Origin of the sequence: Acinetobacter sp. yr461 (assembly GCF_900110445.1) — a bacterium.
Lineage (GTDB): Bacteria > Pseudomonadota > Gammaproteobacteria > Pseudomonadales > Moraxellaceae > Acinetobacter > Acinetobacter calcoaceticus.
In genome coordinates this window covers 61,191-83,962 of the sequence record NZ_FODU01000013.1, presented here as the reverse complement: position 1 = coordinate 83,962, position 22,772 = coordinate 61,191, and the positions used below count along the sequence as shown (strand labels likewise).

The window sequence follows — 22,772 nt, the reverse complement described above, 5'->3', positions numbered from 1 at the left end:
CCGAGATTCGCAAGCCATGTCTACTGCTTACACCATGCAAACTGCGCCAAAAGCGTTGTTTGATTACGACAAATATTGGGCGTCGTGTTTTGAACCAGCACCATTTTTGCCGATGTCACGAGAAGAAATGGATCAACTCGGCTGGGATGCGTGTGACTTCATTTTAGTTTGTGGTGATGCCTATATTGACCATCCATCTTTTGTATCAGGTGTGATTGGACGTGTGCTTGAGGCACAAGGTTTTCGTGTCGGAATTATTGCACAGCCAGACTGGACCAATGTTGAAAGCTTCCGCGTTTTAGGTAAGCCAACCATTGCTTGGGGTGTGACGGCAGGTAATATGGATTCGATGATCAACCGTTATACGGCAGATCGTAAAATTCGTTCAGATGATGCTTACTCTCCAAACAATGAGCCGAACAAACGTCCTGACCGTGCAGCAACGGTATATTGCCAGCGTTGTCGTGAAGCATTCCCTGATGTACCTGTGTTATTAGGTGGAATTGAAGGCAGTTTACGTCGTATTGCACACTACGATTATTGGTCGGATAAAGTTCGTCGTTCGATTTTGATGGATTCAAAAGCCGATTTGCTTATGTATGGTAATGGTGAGCGTGCCATTATTGACGTGATGCACCGTTTGGCTAAAGGTGAAAAAATCCACGAGATTACAGATGTTCGTGGTACAGCATTTATTATTAATAAACATAACAAAGCATCAAAAGCAAAGTTTGTTGAAGTTGCGAGTAATGATGTAGATACGATTGGACGTGTTGATCCAATTATTAACCCATATGTCATGACTGAAGATATTGATGGCTGTGAGGTTGAAAAAGAAAAAGGTAACTCATTAGCTCAATATCAAGATTTCCAGAAAGAGATTGTTGCAAATCCGATTGTGCGTGAAGGCGACAAACTAGATGACGACACTCAAATCGTTCAATTAAAGCTGGCACCGTCAAAAGCAATTAAACATAAGTTACCTCCACGGGAGTTAGCGGTAATTCGTTTACCTTCTTTTGAAGAAGTATCAAATGATCACGTGCTTTACGCGCATGCAAACCGTATTTTGCATCTTGAAACTAATCCGGGTAATGCCCGTGCTTTGGTTCAACGCCATGGTGAACGTGATGTCTGGATCAATCCTCCACCAATTCCTCTAACCACTGAGGAAATGGACTATGTGTTTGATCTTCCATATGCACGTTTGCCTCATCCAACTTATGGCGATGCTCGTTTCCCAGCATTTGATATGATCAAATTCTCGGTCAACATTATGCGTGGCTGTTTTGGTGGCTGTACTTTCTGTTCGATTACAGAACATGAAGGACGTATTATTCAAAACCGTTCTGAAGACTCAATTTTACGTGAGATTGAGAAAATTCGTGACACGGCGCCAAACTTCACAGGCATTATTTCTGACTTAGGTGGTCCAACAGCAAACATGTACCGTTTGCACTGTAAAGACCCTGAAATTGAAAAGAACTGCCGTAAACCTTCTTGTGTATATCCGGGTGTTTGTCAAAACTTGCATACCGATCATGCACCTTTAGTACAGCTTTATCGTAAAGCGCGTGCGATTAAAGGTGTGAAGAAAATTCTGATTGGTTCTGGTTTGCGTTATGACCTTGCAGTACTCAATCCAGAATATGTAAAAGAACTGGTACAACATCACGTTGGTGGTTATTTAAAAATTGCTCCAGAGCATACCGAAAATGGCCCTTTATCGAAGATGATGAAACCGGGTATTGGGACATATGATCGTTTCAAGCAAATGTTTGACCGTTTCAGTAAAGAAGCAGGAAAAGAGCAATACTTAATTCCTTACTTTATTGCTGCGCATCCGGGTACTTCAGATTATGACATGATGCACCTTGCAATCTGGCTTAAGAAAAATGGTTTCCGTGCCGATCAGGTACAAACGTTCTATCCATCGCCAATGGCAACTGCAACCACCATGTACTATTCGGGTAAAAACCCGCTTGCTAAAGTAGCTCGCTATACTGAAAAAGTTGATATTGTAAAAGGTGAGAAGCGTCGTCGTTTGCATAAAGCATTCTTACGTTACCATGATCCAAACAACTGGCCATTACTTCGTGAGGCCTTAAAAGAAATGGGTCGTGCCGATTTAATTGGTAATTCGAAGCAGCATTTAATTCCGACCTATCAGCCACAAGGTACTGCTGAAGGTGAATATAAATCTGCACGTAAGAAGAACTCGTCTGTGGCGGGAGATTCAGCAAAACGCGGTCAGGGGCAATCTCGCTCAGCAGCGGGGCAAAAACGTCCACAAAAAGGACAGGTTCTAACCCAACATACTGGTTTGCCTCCTCGTGAAACAGGCGAGAAGAGACCGTTTGGTGGTAAAAGTAAACCAAAATCAAAAGCTCGTGGATAATGATAAAAAAGGCTCTTGAACAGAGCCTTTTTTGTTTTTAATATGTCTGTTTAAATCGTATAGTGAGACTTTTGCAGATTTAAAGTACAAAAAGCGTAACGAAAAATGATAAATACCATAAATCTGACGAGCTGCACTTGATTGTTGTTGACTCTATGATTATAAATAATGTGAGGGTGGCTAAATTTAAGCCAAGCTTGATAACTACAAGTGAAATTACTAAGTGAACCTTTTAAAGAACGGCTGTGTCGTTATCAATTAAAACAAAGTGTGATCTAGCAAAATCATTATAAAAAACTTAAAGGATTAAGCCCATGTATTATCTAATTACGATCTTATTATTATTTTTGGCTGTTGTGATGGCAGTGAAAAGTCTTTCACGAAGGCATCAACATGATAGTGCCTTGAAGCGCCGTGCAGTATTAACGAGTCATGAGCAAATAACATTAACTAGACTACAAACAGTTTTGCCTAAATTTACAGTATTGGCACATGTATCCTTTGATGCACTACTAACTACAAAATATGCGCATACACGTCGAAAATATCAAAATATGGCAGCTGATTTTGTTGTACTTGATCAAAATTATCAGGTTGTAGTCGTTGTTGTTCTTGGCGAAAATGGTTTACGCCGAGCGCATCAACAATATGAACGTCGTCTGTTGCAACTCGCTGGTTATCGCGTGCTGCATTATAGTGAGGTACCTGACTATCATGATCTAAGAAGAGACTTATTGACTCCAGAAACAGAGATGGCAACTTTACATGCAACGCCACAGCTAGAAAGAATGTCAAATGCTTTTGTGAAGTCTTAAAAAGTAAATAACGTTGGATTTGGATAAAAGTTCGGTGCAATAAAGATTAAAAATAATTGTGTCTAATCTTGAATAACAAGTATGGGCAAGCTTGGTAATTTGATAAGCCCTAATAAGATACTGACACTCATTATTTAAAAGCAGTAAAAAATTGAGCAATATAACTAGAGATATTGCTCAATTTAATCTCGATTTATATTTATAAAAATTATGGAAGTACTGCAACAACCGTCATTTCTACAAGCACGTCTGGCGCATAAAGTTTGGACTCAACACAAGTACGCGCTGGTGGGTTCCTTTCACTAATCCATGCATCCCAAACAGCATTCATCGCTGCATAATCTTTTTCGATATCTTTTAGAAAAATCATGACAGAAAGAATGTGGGTTTTATCGGTTCCAGCTTCTGCCAATAAGCGATCAATATTATCTAAAGTTTGCTGAGTCTGTGATGTAACATCTACGCTTGTATCATCTGCGAGTTGCCCAGCTAAGTGTACTAAATTACCTGAAATTGCAACTTCGCAGTAACGTGAAGTAACGTGTAAACGCTTTACCGTCATAAAAATGCTCTAGAGTGGCTTTATTTAATAGTTTTGATTTTATGAAGAGTTGCTAGGTAGGTGCAAGCAAGTAGAAAAGAATTTCAGTAGATTATTGTGATGAAGAGAATATGCTAAGCCATGTATCAGAAGGGCCCTGTAATATTCGGATTTGGTCGTCACGCCAATCACAGGACGGTATGCCAAAAGTAAAGGTTGCTTTAGGCATGTTGCAAATACATGGGTAATGAATATGCGCTGATTAGGTTACTCTAAACTTGGAGCAAAAGGGAATAGATTTTGTTCAAAATCCACTCTTTTTGAATGAAAAGTAGTCAGTCACCAAAGGTTAAGTTGAAAGTCATCTGATTGAGTTTGTAACTGATAAACCCCTATACCAATTAAGCGGAACTGGAAATTTTCGGGAATCTGCATTTCATTTAATAATAAAAATAAAACTTGGATTAAATCTTGTAGCGACTGAATAGGTCTTTTAAAGCTTTTACTATGTTGTAAAGTCTGAAAATTCTTGAGTTTAAGTTTGACATTAACACCACGTGCATTGAGCTGTTTTTTCTCTAAGCTTTGCCAGACTTTTTCGGCTAATCCCTGCCAATAGGGCTGACATTGAGCTAAAGTAAAATCACTATCGAAAGTTGTCTCTTTCGAAATTTGTTGGCGAGCTCTTTCAGCTTGAACAGGTCTATGATCAATCCCTTGCGCATATAGATAGAGCTGTTGACCATATTTACCAAAGTGGTGAATTAAAATAGCCTCTTCAATTTTCTGTAAGTCACCCAGCGTATGTAACTGAAGCTGTTGTAATTTTTCCTGAGTGACTTTACCCACACCAGGAATTTTTTTAAGTGGAAGATCTTGAATGAAATTAGCAACCTGCGAAGGTTTTATTACGCATAAGCCATTCGGTTTATTCCAGTCAGAAGCAATTTTTGCTAAAAACTTATTGGGTGCTACACCTGCCGATGCTGTCAATCCAGTTAATCTAAAAATATCTTCTCGAATATGCATGGCAACTTCAGTTGCACTCGCAATCTGTTTTAAATTCTCAGTGACATCCAAATAAGCTTCATCTAAAGATAATGGCTCAATAAGTAGCGTATATTGCTGAAAGATAGAATGAATTTGAGCTGAAACTGTGCGATATTTTTCAAAATTTGGTTCAATAATAACGACTTGAGGACATAGTTTTCTTGCCTGACTCATCGACATGGCTGAACGTAAACCAAATTCGCGGGCAGGATAAGATGCAGCAGCAATTACAGCTCGCGGATGATGAGACGAAATAACAACGGGTAAATGCCTTAATTCAGGTTGTTCCCGTAGCTCGACTGATGCATAAAAGGCATCCATATCGATATGAATGATTTTGCGCATATTATTGTGTTTTCACGATGCCTTGCTGCTGTAAAAATTGGTGCCATTCTTTGACTGAACCCTCATAGACATTTAAGTCTACAGGCTTTGTTATCCCTTCAATTTTACCTTGATTACTATGCTGCCAAAAGAGCCATTTTCTTTTATCTTTAAGTTCAGGTTTTCCTTCGTAATCTCTGACCCAAAGTGGTGTATTTGGGAAACTACCTATTAATACAATGTGGTAAAAAGTTTTAGAAATATAAAAGATAGGCTGTTTGCCATAATGCTGTTTTAGGCGGTCATGCATGATGCCAATTTCTTTAATTAACTGCTCTTTGGTATGCGTATTAATACAGTTACTGTCATATTCCAGATCAATAACTGGCGGAAGCGCATCTGATTTTTTAGGCACCGTCGCAATAAAGTTATCTGCTTGCGTTTTACCATCACGGCATAGACGATAAAAGTGATAAGCCCCTACATGAAACCCATGTTCACGAGCCTTAAGCCAATTTTCTTGAAATTTTGAATCTTTATAATCACCGCCTTCAGTCGCTTTTAAATAAACGAATTGGAACTTTTCTGGTGATATTTTTTTCCAGTCAATGTCCCCTTGATGGTGAGAGACATCGAATCCTTGAACTGGATAATCTTGTGCAACAGCTTTTTGCTGATAGAACAGACCAAAATAAGCCAAGACTCCCATAACACATGCCAAGCCAATTCCAATTAGGGTATTGTGGTGCCGTGCTGTGAAAAAGGTTTTAGCCAGTTTGGTCATGCAAAACTCATTAAAGATGTTAGGCCGACATCATAGCGTGATTCAAGAATGAGAAACCACGCTAAAAATGCAACAGCTTATACGGGGGTATTTTTTGGAATTTGCCAGAAGATAAGTGCAGCAATGACATTGATACAACCGAGGCAAATTAAAGTGAGATGGAATGCTGTTGTTACGTGATCGGCACCATAATAATTGGTAAATACATTAATAAGTGTTCCTGCCAGCGCCACGCCAATACTCATTGATAGCATCATGATCATTGATAAAAAACTATTACCGCTACTCGCATCTTGTTGAGGCAAATCTTTTAATGTCAAAGTGTTCATTCCAACAAATTGTAATGAATTTAATGTGCCAAATAAGAAAAAGTGTAAGGCTCTAAACCAAGTTGGAGTGTCGACTGTCATGATGGTAAAAGATGCAATACATAACCCGACCAGTGTTGTATTGATAAGTAAAAAACGTCTATAGCCAATTTTCTGAATAATAGGTCTGACGATTGGCTTTGAAAATAATGAACCTAAGACCAGAGGAATCATCATTAAACCCGCAATAAAAGGTTCAAAGCCAAAAGCGACCTGTAACATGAGTGGTAAAACAAAAGGTAAGGCATTACCACCAAAGCGGGCAAAGAAATTACCTAAAATACCAATCGCATAAATTTTGTTTCTAAAAAGTCGGCTACGGAACAACGCGTTTTGATGTGTATGAGAATGATAGGCATACCAAAGCGTTGCGATTATGCCGACCACCAATAGCGAAATGCTGAACCATTTTGAATATTCAGGTGAGGCTAGATGTTCGATACCCAAAGACCATCCGATCATTGCTACCACTAATAAGATGAAGCCGCCTAAATCAAATGTTTTGACTGAAGGTTCTTTTAAATTAGGCATGACTTTTAATGTCATTAAGATGCCTAAAATACCCATAGGAATATTGATGAGAAAAATCCAGTGCCAAGTTGCAACTTCAACTAACCAGCCGCCTAAAGTTGGACCAGCCAAAGGTCCGAGTAAACCTGCAAGACTCATTAAGCTCATTGCAGCTAAGAACTGAGTTCGGGGAATAATTTTTAAAAGAGATAATCGACCAACAGGGAGTAATAATGCTCCACCCACGCCTTGGATAACTCGGAAAACTAACAGCTCATTAAGACTTTGAGAAAGACCACAACCTAAAGAGGCTAAAGTAAAAATAACGATTGCTGATAAGAAAATATTTCTAACACCAAAGCGGTCTGCTAACCAACCACTTAAAGGAATACAGGCAGCTACTGATAAAACATAGGCCACTACTACGCTATGCATGCGTAGAGGGTCTTCATTTAAATGGTGAGCCATTGCAGGAATAGCGGTATTTACAATCGTTGTGTCCAAAGCCTGCATAAAAAAGCCAATGGAAACCAAAAGTACGAGTAAGCGATATTCAGGTTGCAAGGCTTGGTGAGTCGGCGTGGCATTCATAACATTTGAAAGTTAACGTTTTGGTCTAGTGTAAAACAAATTGAAAGTAAAAAAAGTAAGACAATGTTGAGTACCCCTTTACTAAATCTAAGTGCTTTTGAAGGCACGGTGAAAATAGTTAAAACAAAAAAAGCGGAAGAACCGCTTTTTTATGGAGAGTAGGGGGGAACTACACAACAAATCTTTTTGGCATTTTTAAGTTTTTAATCACGTTATAAATTTGATCAACATCTTCGCAGATAATCAATTTAGCGCGGTGTTGAAGTGGGAGAAAACCCTCTTGAACCGCATGATCTAACTGAGCAATCAATGCATTATAAAAACCATTTACGTTATATAAAATCATGGGTTTTTGATGTTGGTTGAGTTGACCCCAAGTGGCTATTTCTAATATCTCTTCGAATGTTCCTAAACCACCCGGTAATGCAACAAATGCACTTGCACGTTCAGCCATCATGGCTTTGCGCTCATGCATGGTTTCTACCACGTGTAATTCGGTTAATCTTGAGTGTGCTTCTTCATAGTTAAGCATAAAATCAGGGATCACTCCCACAGCTTCACCGCCATTTTCGAGTACGCTGTCGGCTACTTGTCCCATTAAGCCAATGCTTGCACCGCCGTAGACCAAACCAAAGCCTTGCTCAGCAATTCCGCGAGCGAGCTCAATTGCTTTTTCTCGATAGATTGGATTATTTCCTATACGTGAACCACAATATAATGCAATAAGAGGTTGTTTTGTTTTTACAGCTGTTATAGATGAATCATTTACTGCCATTGTTAATACGCTATTCATTGCTTTATTTTCACCTTATCACGTTCATATTTCTTGTCTACACTAAGCCAAAGATATGACAACTTTATAAGCAGATTAATAAGAAAGATTCATATTTTGTATGGGTTTGGTGAATGCCCGTCATGAACAAATAAAAATGATGAATTTCTATTAAATCTTGCCTATACTAAAAATTCGTTTAACAACATATGAACAAATATGGGTAGTGGTTGTAGTCGCTCCGTTTTAATTTCTTGTCCTAAAAAAACATTTTCCCTCCTTTGTATGGGCATGCCTGCTGTGTTGCCAAATAAAGATAAAATCCAGTCAGCGCAGGAGCAGGATCGATGATCTTTGAATGGATGTCTGATCCCGCTGCTTGGGTGGGCTTAGCAACTTTAATCGTTCTTGAAATTGTATTGGGGATCGATAATCTCGTTTTCATTGCTATTTTGGCCGAAAAACTGCCGCCAGAACAGCGAGCTAAAGCACGTATAGTGGGTCTTGTGCTCGCTTTGGGAATGCGTTTAGTACTTTTAGCTTCGATTGCTTGGGTCGTGACACTGACTGAACCACTCTTCCATATTCTTAATCATCCATTTTCTGGCCGTGATTTGATTTTGTTGTTCGGTGGTGTGTTCTTGCTCTTTAAAGGCACCATGGAATTGCATGAACGAATGGAAGGTAACCAACTTCATAAAGAAGATAATCCCGTTCATGCTGCGTTCTGGATGGTCATTGTCCAGATTGTTGTGCTTGATGCTGTGTTCTCATTAGACAGTGTGATTACAGCTGTAGGTATGGTGAAAGAACTGTCAATCATGATGGTTGCGGTTGTAATAGCTGTCGGAATCATGTTGTGGGCATCAAGACCACTCATGGACTTTGTCAATAAGCATCCAACGGTCGTTATTCTGTGTCTTGGTTTCTTGATGATGATTGGTTTCTCTTTAGTCGTGGAAGGTTTTGGTTTCCATATTCCAAAGGGTTACTTATATGCTGCAATTGGTTTCTCTGTTTTGGTAGAAATTATCAATCAGAGCATGCGCCGCAATCAGGAAAAGCTAGTGACAACCACAGACTTGCGTTATCGCACTGCCTCTGCGGTTTTACGTATGCTAGGAAGTAAAAGCAGTGGTTCTAGCTCAGATACGCAATCTTCTGATAAAGAAGATGTATTGGCTACACAAGCTTTTGCAGATGAAGTTTTTGACGAAGAAAATGGTGCTTATCATAGTGTACTTGTGCAAGGTGTTCTTAGTTTATCAGAACGTCCTGTAAAGTCTGTTATGACTCCACGACCTGAACTTGAATGGATTGATTTAGACGACGAACCGGAAGTTTTAAAAGAACGTTTAATGTCAATGACACACTCTCGTTTGATTGTTGCACGTGGTGAGCTTGATAATATTGAGGGTATTGCACTCACTCATAAAGTTTTGAATGGCTTTATTGAAACTGGTGTAGTCGATTTCCAAAAGCATTTACGTGAACCCGTCATTGTGCATGAAAATGCTCAAGTACTTATGGTGATGGAGCAATTACGTCAAGCGCCTTTACAAATGGCAATCGTTTTAAATGAATACGGTTCAATTGAAGGTATTGCAACACCAATCGATATCTTAGAAGCAATTGCGGGTGAATTCCCAGATGAAGATGAACTAGATGCGGCTGCTGAGAGCTTGGAAGATGGTTCATTAATACTTGAAGGTTCAACCGACATTCGCCATGTATCTTTGTTATTAGGTCGTGATTTGGTTGATGAAAGTGAGCAATATTCAACTTTATCGGGTTATTTATTATTTCATTTAGGTCGCTTGCCTGAAAATGGTGAAACTGTTGAAGCAGATGGTTATCGCTTTGAAGTGGTGACGATGGAAGGCCATAAAATCGAGAAAGTTCATATTGTTTCTATCGAACAAGATGAATCAAAAGATTAAATGACATTTCAAGTCTAGAAACATCATAAAATAGCTCAAATCTGAGCTATTTTTTTATTTGAGAAACACAGAATGACTCAACACACTTGTCCATGTGGAAAAGGCAGCTATGCAGAATGTTGTGAGCCTTTACATTTAGGTACAGAAAAAGCCCTAACAGCAGAGCAGCTTATGCGTTCGCGTTATAGTGCTTTTGCATTACAACAAATTGACTATATTGTGAAAACAACTGCTTTAGGTCAGCAAGCTGCTCTTGATAAAGAGGCTATTGCAGACTGGAGCAAACAAAATCAATGGCTGGGTTTAGAAGTTATTCAGGCCAAAGAAAAATTAGACAAAATGCATGCGCAGGTTGAGTTCAAGGCCCATTATCATGATGGACAAAAAGCTCAGGTTCACCATGAGGTTTCACATTTTGTATATCAGCAACAACAATGGTTTTTTCTTGACCCCACTGTAGATATGCATGTCACGATGAAACAACCGTGTGTATGTGGCTCTGGAAAAAAATTTAAACAATGCTGTGCACAATTCATATAACTTTACCTTAAAATACGCCCACCGTTTGGCCTGAGGGAAAGGGCGATGTTACTCACCGTTATTTATATTATTGCGATTACTGCGGAAGCCATGACAGGTGCATTGTCTGCTGGGCGACGGAGTATGGACTGGTTCGGTGTCGTACTGATTGCCTGTGTGACGGCCTTGGGTGGTGGCTCTGTACGTGATGTACTACTCGGCCACTATCCTTTAACTTGGGTAAAACATCCTGAATATTTGGTTCTGACTTGTTGCGCTGCATTTGTCACAATCATTATTGCCAAATGGATGCGTCACTTACATAACATCTTTTTGGTGCTCGATGCTTTAGGTTTAATCGGGTTTACCATCATTGGTTGCCAGATTGCCTTGCAGATGGGGCACGGTTTTGTCGTGTCAGCTGTAGCTGGTGTATTGACCGGAGTTTCTGGCGGTATTTTACGTGACATTTTATGTAACGATGTCCCGTTTGTTTTCCGTCGCGAACTTTATGCGAGTATTTCTTTGGTGGCGGTCATCTGTTACTGGGTATGTCAGGATTTAGGGTTAAGTTTAGAGTTAACCGTCATTTCAACCTTAATTTTCGGTTTTACCCTTCGTTTGATTGCCATCTATTTTGGTTTAGAAATGCCTAAATTTATTTATAAAGATGATGATGCGGAATCGGCTTCTTCAACCGACGAACATTAATCATGCAGAATGCTATGTGAGCATGCTATAACAATTAAATATATTGTCTTGCTCACTTACTTTTTCCAGTAGAGTTTTCCTATGGACCTGATTTCACGTATACAAAATCTTCCAATCGGCAAATTTCACTACACATTATTGTGGGTGGTTGGGCTAGGTTGGATGTTTGATGCGATGGACACAGGAATCATTGCTTTTATCATGACAACCTTAGTCAAAGACTGGGCGCTAACTCCAGCCGAAAGTGGCTGGATTGTGAGTATTGGCTTTGTGGGAATGGCGATTGGAGCAGTTTGTTCGGGAGCTTTGGCTGATCGATTTGGCCGTAAGACAATATTTGCCACTACCATGGCAATTTATAGTATCGCGACGGCCTTATGTGCTTTTGCGCCAGATTTAAAGTGGTTATTAATTTTTCGTTTTATTGTTGGTGTTGGTCTTGGTGGACAGTTGCCTGTTGCTGTAACACTGGTTAGCGAATATATACCCGCACATGTACGTGGTCGTTTTATTGTACTCCTTGAAAGTTTTTGGGGTTTAGGCTGGTTGGTTGCTGCATTAATTTCTTATTTTATTATTCCTAAGTTTGGTTGGCATATTGCATTTCTTATGGGTGGCCTCCCACTGATTTATATTTTAGTGATTTGGAAAAAACTTCCTGAGTCGATACCGTACCTGATTAATCGTGGTCGTATTGAAGAAGCGCATGCATTAGTTCAAAAATTAGAAGCTCAAGCTGGTGTTCAAATTGTCCATCATATTGAAGTCATGCCTGTAGCTATACGACAAAAGGTTTCTTTTAAACAACTTTGGAGTGGTCCTTTTGCACGCCGTAGTTTAATGCTCTGGCTCATTTGGTTTGGGATTGTCTATTCCTACTATGGTATTTTTACTTGGTTACCGAGTTTATTGGTGAAACAAGGCTATGACATTGTTAAATCTTTTGAATATGTTCTTCTTATGATTTTGGCACAGCTACCAGGTTACTTGGCAGCTGCATGGTTTGTAGAGCGCTTGGGAAGAAAGATTACACTGGCTTCTTTTATTGGCTTTTGTGCATTGTCTGCATATTTCTTTGGACAAGCCGACAGTGTGAATAGCATCATGTTTTGGGGCTGCCTCATGTCATTCTTTAATTTAGGAGCATGGGGAGTGTTATATACCTATACGCCAGAGCAATATCCAGCCAATATTCGAGCTTTTGGTTCTGGTTGGGCTTCGGCAATGGGGCGTTTAGGCGGGATTTTGGCGCCGATCGTTGTTACACATATGATGGTGGCTAAGAACGGATTTAGCCACGTTTTTATGATGTTTACAGTTGTTTTGCTTTTGGTTGCTGCTGTAATTTTGATATTGGGTGAAGAAACCCAAGGAAAAAGATTAGAGTCGATAGGCCTCTAGTTTTGCCTAACTTTATAGCAAGTAACTAAAAATATAGAGAGATGAGACATAATTTGACGCTCAGGTGACAGACTCCCTCTTGTGTCTGTAACATAGCCCACTTAGCATAAGACTCATTTAAAATAACGACTGATTTGGAAGATAAGCTGACTATGACCAGCCTTGCGCATCAAGCGACAGAAAACCGCTCTGTAGCCGAATTTACTGAACAGGCTTACCTGAATTATGCCATGTACGTCATCATGGACCGTGCATTGCCACATATCAGTGATGGTTTAAAGCCTGTACAGCGCCGTATTGTATTTGCCATGAGCGAATTAGGGCTGAAAAATAGTGGGAAGCCAAAAAAATCAGCCCGTACAGTCGGTGATGTACTTGGTAAATACCATCCTCATGGCGATTCTGCATGTTATGAAGCCATGGTATTGATGGCACAGCCGTTTAGTTATCGTTATCCTTTAATTGAAGGACAAGGTAACTGGGGGGCGCCAGATGATCCTAAATCATTTGCTGCGATGCGTTATACCGAAGCAAAACTTTCTGCCTACAGTGAGTTATTGTTAAATGAGTTAGGTCAGGGCACAACTGACTGGCAAGATAACTTTGATGGTTCATTAAAAGAACCTATTACGTTGCCAGCACGTATTCCTAATATTCTACTCAACGGCACAACGGGGATTGCTGTTGGTATGGCGACAGATATTCCGCCGCATAATTTACGTGAAGTGATTAAAGGAACGATTGCCTTAATTCGTAATCCGCAAACTTCAGATGAAAAATTGGCTGAATATATTCCAGCGCCAGATTTACCAACAAAAGCTGAAATTATTACTCCACCAGAAGAATTACTCAAAATCCAGACTACTGGTCGTGGTAGTTACCGCATGCGAGCGGTGTACACCATCGAAAAAAATGAAATCGTGATTACTGAATTGCCTTATCAGGTATCGGGTTCTAAGGTCATTACTCAAATTGCCGATCAAATGCAGGCTAAGAAGCTACCATTGGTGGTGGATATACGTGATGAGTCGGATCATGCAAACCCAACACGATTAGTGATTGTACTTCGTTCAAATCGTATTGATGCTGAAGCGGTGATGAGCCACTTATTTGCAACGACGGACTTAGAGTCAAGCTATCGTGTTAATTTAAACATGATTGGTGAAGATGGGCGTCCTCAGGTTAAATCGATTCGTCGTATTTTGCTGGAATGGATTGAGATCCGTAAAAAAACGGTGACTCGCCGTTTAGAATACCATTTAAACCGAATTGAAAAGCGCCTGCATATTTTGGCAGGTCTTTTAATTGCTTATCTCGATATTGATACGGTTATCCGCATTATTCGTGAAGAAGATCAGCCTAAACCTGTATTGATGGAACATTTCAAGATTGATGAGATACAGGCAGAAGCAATTTTAGAACTCAAGTTACGTCATTTAGCAAAACTCGAAGAGATGGAAATCCGTCAAGAGCAGGATGAACTTGCAGCAAAAGCAGCAATTATTCGTGAGCAATTGGAAAATCCTGAATCTTTAAAAAATCTGATTATTGGTGAATTAAAAGAAGACGCGAAAAAGTTTGGTGACGAACGCCGTTCTCCAATTGTAGCGCGTGCTGAAGCTGTCCAGATTAAAGAACAAGACCTTGTACCAGCAGAAACAGTAACAGTAGTTTTATCTGAAGCGGGTTGGATTCGTGCCGCAAAAGGTGCAGATGTTGATGCAGAAAATTTAAACTACCGTGCTGGCGACCAATATTTAAGTCACGCTGTGGGCAAAACCAATCAACGGATTTATTTCCTTGATGAGACAGGGCGTAGTTATGCTTTACCTATCAGTAGCTTGCCATCAGCAAGAGGTTTAGGTGAACCATTAAGTTCCAAACTTGCTCCTGCAAGTGGCGTGTCGTTTATTCAGGTTTATCTAGAAGATGAAGCGTCTGAACTTATCGCTGCTAGTACATCAGGTTATGGATTTAAAACTCAAGCCAAACAGCTAGATACCAATGCCAAGGCAGGTAAAACATTCTTGTCGGTACCTGATAAATCAAAAGCTTTACCATTAATATCTGCTCAAAATATGACACATTTGGCTGTGCTCAGTTCAGCAGGTCGACTCTTAATCATTGATTTGGCAGAACTCCCAAATTTAAATAAGGGTAAAGGTAATAAGTTGATACAACTTGAAGCGAAAGAGCAAATTTTATCCATGACAACCCTGAACTTAGATGAAATAATTCAGGTGGTTGCAGGGCAACAACATTTAAAATTAAAAGGTGATGATCTACAAAAATACCTGGGTAAACGAGCTTCAAAAGGTCAGCTCTTACCACGTGGATATCAAAAAGCAAATAAACTGTTGATTCAGAGATAAAGCTAGCGTCTGGCAACATAAATACGCTATATATGGCAACATGTTCAAGCAATGAACTGAACTTGTTGGTATTGAATAACGATTAAAAGGACAGCAATTTGGAGTACGTAATTTGTACTCCATGCAAAAAATTTGGCAGGGTTAAATTGTCAAAACTTCTGTCTCATAATCTTGTTCGAAGTGTCATGAATGTGCCAATAAGTTTTAAATATGTTCTGGCACCAAGAAGCTAAAGAATAGCTGGGGCATTGAATAACAGTTATTACTAAGGATTACGAATCGGAGATAATGGCATTATGGAAAAAATTTGGTTTGCAGAATACCAAAAGACAGGGATTCCAGAAACAGTAGCATTGCCTGCGGAAAATACCTCACTTGTTGATATTTTTGAGAGTAATTTCCAAAAATTTGGTTCTCGCGATGCCTTTATCTTTATGGATAAAGCGATGTCATTTAATGAGTTGGAGCTTGCAAGCCGTAAGTTCGCGACCTATTTGCAAAATTTGGGGTTAGCAAAAGGAACTCGTGTGGCAGTGATGATGCCGAATGTGTTGCAGTATCCTGTAGTTGCATTAGCTGTCTTACGTGCAGGCTTGGTATTAGTGAATGTTAATCCACTTTATACCGCGCGTGAGCTTGAGCATCAATTAAATGACTCAGGTGCAGAAGTACTTGTGATCATCGAAAACTTTGCCAGTGTTTACCAAAGCATTTTAGGTAAAACTCCAGTGAAGCATGTTGTAGTTGCATCAGTAGGAGATATGCTCGGTACACTCAAAGGTACTCTAGTTAACTTTGTATTACGTAAAGTACGTAAGCAAATTCCGGCTTGGAATATTCCTGGGCACGTTAAGTTTAATTCAGCATTAAATAAAGAAAACTCAAGTAATTATAAGCGCCCGAGTTTAACTTTAAGTGATACGGCTGTACTTCAATATACTGGTGGTACGACAGGTGTTTCAAAAGGTGCAGAGCTTACTCATCGTAATCTTGTAGCAAACTTACTTCAGTGTGATGGCATTTTCCAAAGTAAATTTGGAGCAAACGATGGCGCTAAAGGCGATCGTATTGTTTGTGCATTGCCGCTTTATCATATTTTTGCGTTCATGGTTTGCGCGATGTACGGTATGTATAAAGGTCAGGCAAATATCTTGATTCCCAACCCTCGTGATTTACCAGCTGTTATCAACGAACTACGTAAATATCAACCATCATTCTTCCCAGCAGTAAATACATTATTTAATGCTTTAGTGAATAATGAAGAGTTCAGACAACTTGACCATAGCAAGTTAAAAATGGCGATGGGCGGTGGTATGGCCGTTTTACCTTCCACAGCAGAAGCTTGGAAGAAAATTACGGGCACAACCATTATTGAAGGTTATGGTTTGTCAGAAACCTCACCGGTAGCAACTGCAAATCCACCTGCTTCTACTGAATTTAGCGGCACCATTGGTATTCCGTTACCTTTAACTGAAGTTGCCATTTTAGATGATGACGGTAAAGAAGTTGCTTTAGGTGAGCAAGGTGAAATCTCGATTCGTGGGCCTCAAGTCATGAAAGGTTACTGGAACCGCCCTGATGAGACAGCTAAAGTCATGACAGCAGATGGTTTCTTCCGTACGGGTGATATCGGCGTTATGGATAGCCGTGGATATACAAAAATTGTAGATCGTAAAAAAGATATGATTTTGGTTTCTGGCTTTAACGTTTACCCAAGTGAAATCGAAGAAGTTATTGCTAAACATCCAAAAGTATTGGAAGTTGCAGCGATTGGTGTTCCAGATGAAAAATCAGGTGAAGTGCCAAAACTCTTTATCGTGAAAAAAGATCAAAGCCTAACGACTGAAGAAGTTTTGAGCTTTGCTAAAGAGAACTTAACAGGCTATAAGCGCCCTCGTTATGTTGAGTTTATGGATGAATTACCAAAATCAAATGTAGGCAAAATTTTACGTAAAGACTTACGTAAACCAGCTTAATCGGTTAATAAAAAAAGCGCCTTAGGGCGCTTTTTTTATTTTATATTTTATGACTTTTTATAAACCAGCGGTCTATATAAGGGCGTCCAATTCCAACCATCCCCACAAAAACAAGCATTGTGCCGAGTTGCAGGCGTAGATGAGTTAAATCAAGCTGACCATAACTTAAATAATTATCTGCTAAGCAATATATCGTAATCACAATGAGCCAGTGCCACAAAGGAAGTCGTTTAATACCGACAGCAATAAAGGTAATTGTTAAAATAACAAAGGTGCCAAGTGTCGATTGCCAATTTAAATTTGCACAAATCACACTCAGTAAAAAAGCGACAATAGGGAGTACGATCTTTAATATGCGATCTATCTGAAGTTGATTCTGTTTTTGCTTATCCAAGACTTCAAACAATTCTTTTTGATCAGGTTGTTGCATACATGGCCCTATTCATCAGTGTTGACAAGTGATTGCATAAAATTTCAGGTAAAAACGCAATGTTATGATAGCATGATCAACAGTATTTTCAGTGATGGATGGCACTATGCAGGGCATCAGCGGCATTATCTATATTATTTTAGTGGCATGTTTACTGCCATACGCATTTACCGCAATTGCAAAAATTACAGGTGGTTTTCAGCCTGCCGATAATCAAAATCCGAGAGCTTTTTTTGCCAAAACAACTGGTCTGGCTGCTCGCGCTAATGCCGTACAACAAAATAGTTTTGAAAGCCTACCTTTATTCTTAACGGCTATTTTAATGGCTGAATATATGGTTGTTCCAGAATATTTTATTCTGAGATTAGGTTGGGCATATATTATTTTAAGAGTTATTTATGGGATCTGCTATTTAAGTAATTGGGCAACTTTACGCTCGATTGTCTGGTTCTTATCTATATTGTGTCCAATCTTCTTATTAGTGGTCACGATTAAACTGACTTGAGTGTCATTCTGTCATCATTCATATCAACTTTCGCGTGTGCGCATTGTATAATCGGCATCATTTTGATGATATCCACGCTATAATCGAGTGGATTTTACATCTGACTTCATAACGAAAGAGTATTGATATGAGTTACAGCGATATCCCAGCAGGTAAAGATGCCCCAAATGACATCTATGTCATCATTGAAATTCCTGCAAATGCAGCACCAATTAAATATGAAATCGACAAAGATTCTGATGCATTGTTTGTAGACCGTTTCATGGGCACAGCAATGTTCTATCCAGCGAACTATGGTTATGTTCCAAATACTTTGTCTGAAGATGGCGACCCGTTAGACGTACTTGTTGTAACTCCACATCCTGTTGCTGCTGGTTCTGTAATTCGTTGCCGTCCAGTGGGCAAATTAAAAATGGAAGATGACGGTGGTATCGATGCGAAATTAATCGCTGTTCCACACGAAAAATTGTCTCCACTTTACAAAGATGTGAAGGAATATACAGATCTTCCTCCATTGTTGATTAGCCAAGTTGAGCATTTCTTCAGTCACTATAAAGATTTAGAACCAGGTAAGTGGGTAAAAATCAGTGGTTGGGAAGGTGCTGATGTTGCTAAAGCTGAAGTACTAAAAGCAATTGAAGCTGCTAAATAAGCTTTAATTGATAAGGCTCAGAGTTTCTTAATTGAGATTCTGAGCCTAATAAAAAAACCTACATCTGTTGCCAGACGTAGGTTTTTTTATGCTTGATAGATCTATGAATTAGAATAATTTCACAGGAATATCAAGGAAGATACGCCATTCATTCGTGTCACCGATGTAAGCATTCGTTTGGTAAGCATCGCTTGCGCGGTAGTAAGAGTTACGAATACGAAGGCTCGCATCTTTAGCGAAACCACTTTGAACTGTGTATTTCACTTGGTTAAAGAATTCGTGTTCTTCAGCATCATCAGTTAAACCTTTAACTTTGATGTCCCAACCGTATACAAATGCAGTTGTCCAGTTTAGACCAGGTAATACACCTAACTTACCAAAATCAAGACTGTATTGGATTTGTGCAGATTTTTCATCGTTACCGATGAAGTCAGACAGGTAAGAGTTTGGCAAATAAATACTTTGGCCACCGTCAGCATTTTCACCATAGTCATAACCAACATTGCCGCTGTTTTGTTGGTAAGCAACCATGAGGTTGTGTGGGCCAGTATTATAGGCTGTAGAGATTGCCCAAATATTGTTTTTACGATTAGATAGGTCATCAGTAGTTTGTGAATAAGTAGAAGCACCTTCATCAAACTTAGTATGATAACCACTAAAATCATAAGTTAATGAGCTGTCATTAGCCAATGGTTGTTTATAGTTTACATTTACATAATGGCGTTCAAGTTTATCTTTATTATCCAAACCATAGTAAGATGCATTTAAATTATCATCAAACTTGTATTTAGCACCCCAAACAATTGCACGGTCAAGATGACGGCCATCGGTGTTCACTTGGTCAGAATATTGGTTTTTAGTGAATTTACCAGCAATTACTTCTAAATCTTTGATTTCATGGCTGGTTAATAAAGTACCTGTAAAATATTCAGGCACTAAACGTGCTGTGTTACTTGCTAGAACTGGTAAATCAAGTACTTGAGTACCGTAACGTACTGTTGTGTTCGAGAAACGTGCTTTTACGTTACCACCACCACGAGCCCAATGATCGTAAGAATCACCAGCACCTTTAGTTAATTTTCCATCTTTAAGCCCAGTTTCACGTGGAATCATGTTATTACCAGCGTTATTATTTTCGCCGATTTTAAATGAACCGTCACCAACAACGCCAACACCGAAACCAACAATACCAGGGGTAAAGCCAGAATCAATATTTACGATTGCTGTTTGAGCAAATGAACTGGTGTCATCCACGCCATTTTTTTTATCACGGCTGATGTAACCTGTACGGAAGAGAATAGAACCGTTCGCATCTTCAACAAATCCTTTTGCCTCACTTTGCTCACTTGCCTGAGCTGAGGAAATTATTGCCGCAGAAATGAGAACTGCTAATGTAAGTTTTTGTGCATTTAGCATATTTAAAGAACCTCATAAAAACGATAAATCCTGTGCCTTGTTATTGTTCAGGGCCTAGGATTTGAATCAATTGTATAAGTAATCTATAAAAAAGATATATTTTTGTTGATTTTATTTTATATATGCTATGCAGAAATTGATTAATGTGTTACTGGTTGTTTACTAAATTTACTATTAAGCTTTTATACTTAATGTATTGTTTAAAATAAAAAAAGTAATTTATTTTTTAGTGGATTTTTACCATTTATTTTATATTCTAAGCTCAAAAAATAGTTGATTCTTGTGTTCATTTTTTACTCTTTTTTGGTGGATATGTTTACTTTTTAATCTTCTCTTAAGTTGATTTTTTTAACGGTTTATTTTCAATGCTCTCTAAAATGTTACTATATAACATTATTTTTAATGCATGATGTGCAAAAAGAGATCACTATAATAAGCCAATGGAATTTAGTTGATTTGATCAAATTTAGTGCGATATTCTGCGTAAATTTTGTGCATTACTCTTTTTGTTCATATTATTGCTTAAAAAAGACCCAAAATAGTTCATAAGTTTCAAAACAGAAAAAAATGAAGAAATCTAATTAAAAGAAATGCCCATTCACAGACCATTACAAGCTCGGCTTTAAGAAATTTACGTAATTTTTATATCTCTTATTCAAGTTTAAATAGAAATTTTACATTGAGTAAATGGATACTCCTGACGTCGCTAATTTATTTCCGACAAGGTGTTTTCTCATGTTGCTCTTTTCTAATCGGATAGATGTCTTATTTTATAATATTGTTTTTTATGAATATATTTTTATAAAAATTAAATTGAATTTTTATTGTAGAGATATTTTGATTTCAATATTAATGATATGCAGCGAAGGGGAATATGGACTTGGCACAGCAATTGCTAAAGCTTAAGTAACACAATGTGTTTTATATACATAAATCGTGCATTCATTATGGGGGAGATCAAAATGATGAAATTTGCACTTAAGACCTTAGGTCTTGGTATTTTCGCAGCTGGTTCAACCATGGCTATGGCTGAAGAAGCACCATCTTTTTATGGTATCACTGCAACAGGTAGTGTAGCGGCAACTACAGACTACCGCTTCCGCGGTGTTACACAATCGTCAAATAACCCAGCCATTCAAGGTGGTTTTACTTTTTCTCATAAGTCAGGTGCCTATGTCGCGCTGTGGGGTTCAAGCGTTGACTTTAATACACCTGGCGTTTCAACTGAAACCGATATCTCTTTAGGTTATACAAATACATTAAAACTGTCAGATAAGCTGGCACCGACCTATGACGTGGGTGTAATTCATTACGGCTATATTGGTTCTGACTCAAAATTTACTAACCCATACAATGGGGATACTGGTTTTGATTTTAACGAATTTTACGGAAAATTAACTTTTGCTGATTCGTTATTTAAAGGTGATGCACTTAGTGTGGGTGTAAGCTATTCAGATGATTATTGGGGTCACTCTGATGAGTTCTGGTACTTTAACCTAGGTTATTCAGCACCAATTGCAGACACAGGCTTCACTGGACTTGCTTCAGTTGGATATAACAAACTCAAAAATAAAGACTCTTTACTTGTAGTTGCGGGTGGACCCGGTGAAGACGATAGCTATATCGATTATAAAGTGGGTGTGAATTATAACATTTTGGGTATTGTCGCTGAGCTAGACGTCGTTGGTACAGACATTAGCACTTCTGGTATGACTGATGCTGGTAAAAAACCTTATGACACAGGCTTAGTGTTTAGTTTAACTAAAACATTCTAAGTTTATGCGGTAAAAAAGCGGGTTTATTGCCCGCTTTTTTATTAGTCCTCTATTTGAGCAAGTAACTGTTTTAAGTGACTAAGCTCAACATCATTTGCTTTGATCAGAGGTTTACGTGGCGTACCCGCAGAAATACCTTTTAGCTGCAAACCTGCTTTAATCGTTTTAGGTAAACCACCGCTTACAATAAAGCGTAGTAGGGGGAGTTGCTGATAAAATGACTTCTGGGCTTGTTCTAATTCACCATTTTTTACATATTCAATGAGCTGTTGAGGTTGTTGACCTAATAGATTAGGCGCTGCTGTACACCAACCACTAGCTCCTGCACATAAGGCTTCTAAAGCTAGAGGATTACAGCCGTTATAAAACGGGAGTTCTCCTTTTGATAGCTCATAAATTTGATGCATACGCTGAATATCACCGCTACTTTCTTTTACCATCGTAATGTTTGGAATCTGATTAAACATACGCACGATTAACTCTGGAGACATATCAACACCACTGGTTGCAGGGTTGTTATACACCATAATTGGTAGAGTCGTCGTTTGAGCAATCGCTTGATAATATTCAAAAATCTCTGGATCTGTTAGTTTCCAGTACGATACAGGAATGATCATCAGTGCATCTGCACCATAGCTTTGCGCGATTTGGGCCTTTTTGATGGCTTGATCCGTCGTGAGTTCTGAAATCCCAATAATGACAGGTAAGCGTTTATTAATGCTTTCAATTGAAGTTTTAGCAACTAAGCACCATTCATCCCATTCAAGATAAGCGCTTTCACCTGTACTGCCTAAAGGTGCAATCGCGTCACAGCCATTTTCGATAAGTAAATCGAGCATCTGCTTTAAAACAGCAATGTTAATGGTGTTGTCATCAGAAAATGGAGTGACAGGGTAGCCAATAATACCGTTTAGTTTCATGT

The 22,772-nt window shown here is 38.9% G+C and carries 19 protein-coding genes; 11 read left to right on the top strand and 8 right to left on the bottom strand.

From position 1 onward, the window contains the following. Positions 1 to 16 precede the first annotated feature (16 nt). Together BMW38_RS15550 and BMW38_RS15545 are read left to right on the top strand one after the other, a co-directional pair. On the top strand, positions 17 to 2,398 hold the full coding sequence (locus tag BMW38_RS15550; protein WP_017391133.1) for a YgiQ family radical SAM protein: 2,382 nt from the start codon (positions 17 to 19) through the stop codon (positions 2,396 to 2,398). Positions 2,399 to 2,712: 314 nt separating this feature from the next. Beyond that, on the top strand, positions 2,713 to 3,213 hold the full coding sequence (locus BMW38_RS15545) for a DUF2726 domain-containing protein (protein WP_092709699.1): 501 nt from the start codon (positions 2,713 to 2,715) through the stop codon (positions 3,211 to 3,213). 208 nt (positions 3,214 to 3,421) lie between these two features. Here BMW38_RS15545 and BMW38_RS15540 read toward each other — a convergent pair whose 3' ends face one another. From BMW38_RS15540 to BMW38_RS15520, 5 genes are all read right to left on the bottom strand, one after another. Next, positions 3,422 to 3,775: a RidA family protein gene (locus tag BMW38_RS15540; protein ID WP_092709696.1), complete on the bottom strand. Its 354-nt coding sequence runs from the start codon at positions 3,773 to 3,775 to the stop codon at positions 3,422 to 3,424. 318 nt (positions 3,776 to 4,093) lie between these two features. Next, positions 4,094 to 5,149, bottom strand: coding sequence for a DNA polymerase IV (dinB, locus tag BMW38_RS15535; RefSeq protein ID WP_092709693.1), 1,056 nt, complete (start codon positions 5,147 to 5,149; stop codon positions 4,094 to 4,096). A gap of 1 nt (position 5,150) precedes the next feature. Beyond that, on the bottom strand, positions 5,151 to 5,912 hold the full coding sequence (locus tag BMW38_RS15530) for a glycoside hydrolase family 25 protein (RefSeq protein WP_092709690.1): 762 nt from the start codon (positions 5,910 to 5,912) through the stop codon (positions 5,151 to 5,153). A 77-nt stretch (positions 5,913 to 5,989) separates the two neighbouring features. After that, a complete protein-coding gene (gene mdtD / locus BMW38_RS15525) occupies positions 5,990 to 7,381 on the bottom strand; it encodes a multidrug transporter subunit MdtD (RefSeq protein WP_092709687.1) in 1,392 nt (463 codons plus the stop codon). Between the two features lie 169 nt (positions 7,382 to 7,550). Next, positions 7,551 to 8,174, bottom strand: coding sequence for an LOG family protein (locus BMW38_RS15520; protein ID WP_213031183.1), 624 nt, complete (start codon positions 8,172 to 8,174; stop codon positions 7,551 to 7,553). Positions 8,175 to 8,500: 326 nt separating this feature from the next. Between BMW38_RS15520 and BMW38_RS15515 the strand changes: the two genes are divergently transcribed. The 6 genes from BMW38_RS15515 (at position 8,501) to BMW38_RS15490 (ending at position 17,072) form a co-directional block, all read left to right on the top strand. Continuing rightward, entirely contained in the window at positions 8,501 to 10,093 is a 1,593-nt protein-coding gene (locus BMW38_RS15515) for a TerC family protein (RefSeq protein ID WP_092709684.1), read from the top strand. Between the two features lie 72 nt (positions 10,094 to 10,165). Continuing rightward, positions 10,166 to 10,633 carry a YchJ family protein gene (locus tag BMW38_RS15510; RefSeq protein WP_092709681.1) on the top strand — a complete coding sequence of 156 codons (468 nt, stop codon included), beginning with the start codon at positions 10,166 to 10,168 and terminating at the stop codon, positions 10,631 to 10,633. Between the two features lie 45 nt (positions 10,634 to 10,678). Beyond that, positions 10,679 to 11,323, top strand: a complete 645-nt coding sequence (locus BMW38_RS15505; protein WP_005045261.1) for a trimeric intracellular cation channel family protein — start codon at positions 10,679 to 10,681, stop codon at positions 11,321 to 11,323. An 81-nt stretch (positions 11,324 to 11,404) separates the two neighbouring features. Continuing rightward, the gene (locus tag BMW38_RS15500) at positions 11,405 to 12,724 is read left to right on the top strand and encodes a niacin transporter NiaP (RefSeq protein ID WP_005037373.1); all 1,320 of its coding nucleotides are present in this window, start codon (positions 11,405 to 11,407) and stop codon (positions 12,722 to 12,724) included. Positions 12,725 to 12,876: 152 nt separating this feature from the next. Further along, the gene (gene parC, locus BMW38_RS15495; protein WP_092709677.1) at positions 12,877 to 15,096 is read left to right on the top strand and encodes a DNA topoisomerase IV subunit A; all 2,220 of its coding nucleotides are present in this window, start codon (positions 12,877 to 12,879) and stop codon (positions 15,094 to 15,096) included. A 296-nt stretch (positions 15,097 to 15,392) separates the two neighbouring features. After that, positions 15,393 to 17,072, top strand: a complete 1,680-nt coding sequence (locus BMW38_RS15490) for a long-chain-fatty-acid--CoA ligase (RefSeq protein ID WP_092709674.1) — start codon at positions 15,393 to 15,395, stop codon at positions 17,070 to 17,072. A gap of 40 nt (positions 17,073 to 17,112) precedes the next feature. Here BMW38_RS15490 and BMW38_RS15485 read toward each other — a convergent pair whose 3' ends face one another. Then, positions 17,113 to 17,502 (bottom strand): hypothetical protein, encoded by a 390-nt coding sequence (locus BMW38_RS15485; protein WP_005037366.1) that lies wholly within the window; start codon positions 17,500 to 17,502, stop codon positions 17,113 to 17,115. Between the two features lie 106 nt (positions 17,503 to 17,608). On the opposite strand from BMW38_RS15485, the gene BMW38_RS15480 reads away from it, so the two are divergent. Further along, entirely contained in the window at positions 17,609 to 18,007 is a 399-nt protein-coding gene (locus BMW38_RS15480; RefSeq protein ID WP_003654397.1) for an MAPEG family protein, read from the top strand. Positions 18,008 to 18,134: 127 nt separating this feature from the next. Further along, entirely contained in the window at positions 18,135 to 18,659 is a 525-nt protein-coding gene (gene ppa, locus BMW38_RS15475) for an inorganic diphosphatase (protein ID WP_003654399.1), read from the top strand. Positions 18,660 to 18,767: 108 nt separating this feature from the next. On the opposite strand, the gene BMW38_RS15470 is transcribed toward ppa, so the two are convergent. Further along, on the bottom strand, positions 18,768 to 20,075 hold the full coding sequence (locus BMW38_RS15470; RefSeq protein ID WP_092709671.1) for an OprD family outer membrane porin: 1,308 nt from the start codon (positions 20,073 to 20,075) through the stop codon (positions 18,768 to 18,770). A gap of 962 nt (positions 20,076 to 21,037) precedes the next feature. Between BMW38_RS15470 and BMW38_RS15465 the strand changes: the two genes are divergently transcribed. Next, positions 21,038 to 21,850, top strand: coding sequence for a TorF family putative porin (locus BMW38_RS15465; protein ID WP_045437199.1), 813 nt, complete (start codon positions 21,038 to 21,040; stop codon positions 21,848 to 21,850). Between the two features lie 41 nt (positions 21,851 to 21,891). Here BMW38_RS15465 and BMW38_RS15460 read toward each other — a convergent pair whose 3' ends face one another. Continuing rightward, on the bottom strand, positions 21,892 to 22,770 hold the full coding sequence (locus BMW38_RS15460) for a dihydrodipicolinate synthase family protein (protein WP_092709669.1): 879 nt from the start codon (positions 22,768 to 22,770) through the stop codon (positions 21,892 to 21,894). Between the last annotated feature and the right edge of the window lie 2 nt (positions 22,771 to 22,772).